A 1,544-nucleotide genomic window follows, 5' to 3' on the forward strand; every position below is an offset into this window, starting at 1 on the left:
TACTACAGCGCTAGGTTTTTGGCCAGCGGCATGGGGTGATGCGGTCGGGATCGATTCCTAGCGAGGCGTAGCGGTTGATTCTTGTTTTCGTGTGGCATGCGCGGGCGGTTGCGTTTCGGCTTTGATGGTGTTTGATCCGGGCGGCGACGCGCTCGAGCATCGTTCGCCTGGCCTCAATGGGCAAGTACCAACTCGTGACGATCGCGTCGGTCGCATCGCGGATCTGCTGGACTGTCCACGCTGGGTTTTTCCCCCCGCTGCTGCTGACACGCTCGCGACAGAAACAAATAGCTGATCGCGGTCAGGATCAGATGACGTTTCAGGCCGAGGTAGCGACGGCCCTCGAAGCAGTCCAAGCCGACTTCCTGTTTTTGATCTTCGAAACATCGTTCCACGCGCCACCGCTGAAAGGCGACCAGCAACAGCGTCGACATCGACGTCCTCTCGCTGGCATTGCTGACGAAGAATTTCAGTTCACCATCGAGAACATTCCGTGCAACCACGAGCCAAAGACGCATGCCCGGCAGATCGTCGCTGCCCTTGAGCGTCACGCGAAGTCGTTTTGCTTCCCAGACAATCGGGCCTTTTTCACTCTCCTTGACGCGGTACTTCTTCCAAGGTTTCGACTTCATCGCCTCGCTGAACCAAAACACGTTCTCGACGCTGCGGGGAGAGCGCTCCCCGCTTTTGACGCGGGGTGTTTTGCGACCACGTCCCCGACCACCTTTGCGATAGCGGTGCTCCGTGACCTGGGGCGTTTTCTCCCAGACCGCGAAGGTCCGTGGCACTTCGAGAACGAACGTTTGACTTCGTCGAGCGAGCCCCTCCAAGAACCCCGGCTTGCCGCCGTATCCTTCGTCCGCCGTGATCCAGGCAAACGCCACGCCTTCGGCGACGCTGCGATCGTACAATTCCAAGGCGATTTGCCACTTGGGCCGGTAAACGATGTCGTCGGGGATGCCCGCGACGCGACAACGTTCACGATCATCGCTCCAGCTTTCCGGCAAGAACAATTCGCCATCGAGCATGCAATGAAAGTCCTCGGTCGCCGCCGCCAAGTGGACCGTCACGATACAGTTTTCCCGCTTGCCAACTTTGCCGCACCATTGTCGCTGGACCCCCGGCGTTTTGTCTCCTTTCTTCACGTCGCTGGTTTCGTCGAGGATGCCGACGGTGTTGGAATCGACGTGTTCATCACGAACGAGATGCAGCAAACGCCGACGCAAACCGTCCTCATCCCAACGATGTTGCGCCAGAAACTCCTGCAGCGTTCGCACCGGCGTTCCCGCCCGCAGAGCAATCGGTTCGACGCTCTTGGCATCCAGATCCGAAAGCTGGCCACGAACATAAGTCGACAGATGGGCCCGCGTATCGCAGCGGGCAAAGCAATCGTCGAAGCAACTCAAGTAAGCCTTCAAACGCGCTTCCAGGCCTTCCAAATCTTGGACGTCCATGTCCGGCCCTCCCGTTGGTCCCCCCGATTGTGAAAACCGCAGTTTCTCCGATCCAGACAAATTGCTACAAGATCAGTTAGCGCTGTAGTA

At 58.4% G+C, this 1,544-nt stretch carries 1 protein-coding gene; it reads right to left on the bottom strand.

Going from position 1 to position 1,544, the window contains the following annotated elements; all coding sequences use genetic code 11:
* Positions 1-173 precede the first annotated feature (173 nt).
* A complete protein-coding gene (locus tag RIG82_03450) occupies positions 174-1,454 on the bottom strand; it encodes an IS701 family transposase (GenBank protein ID MEQ9459995.1) in 1,281 nt (426 codons plus the stop codon).
* Positions 1,455-1,544: the final 90 nt, after the last annotated feature.

This window comes from Phycisphaeraceae bacterium, from assembly GCA_040222855.1.
GTDB lineage: Bacteria > Planctomycetota > Phycisphaerae > Phycisphaerales > Phycisphaeraceae > Mucisphaera.

Coding starts and splice junctions, on each gene's coding strand:
- RIG82_03450 (MEQ9459995.1), bottom strand. CDS start 1,454: ATGGACGTCCAAGATTTGGAAGGCCTGGAAGCGCGTTTGAAGGCTTAC.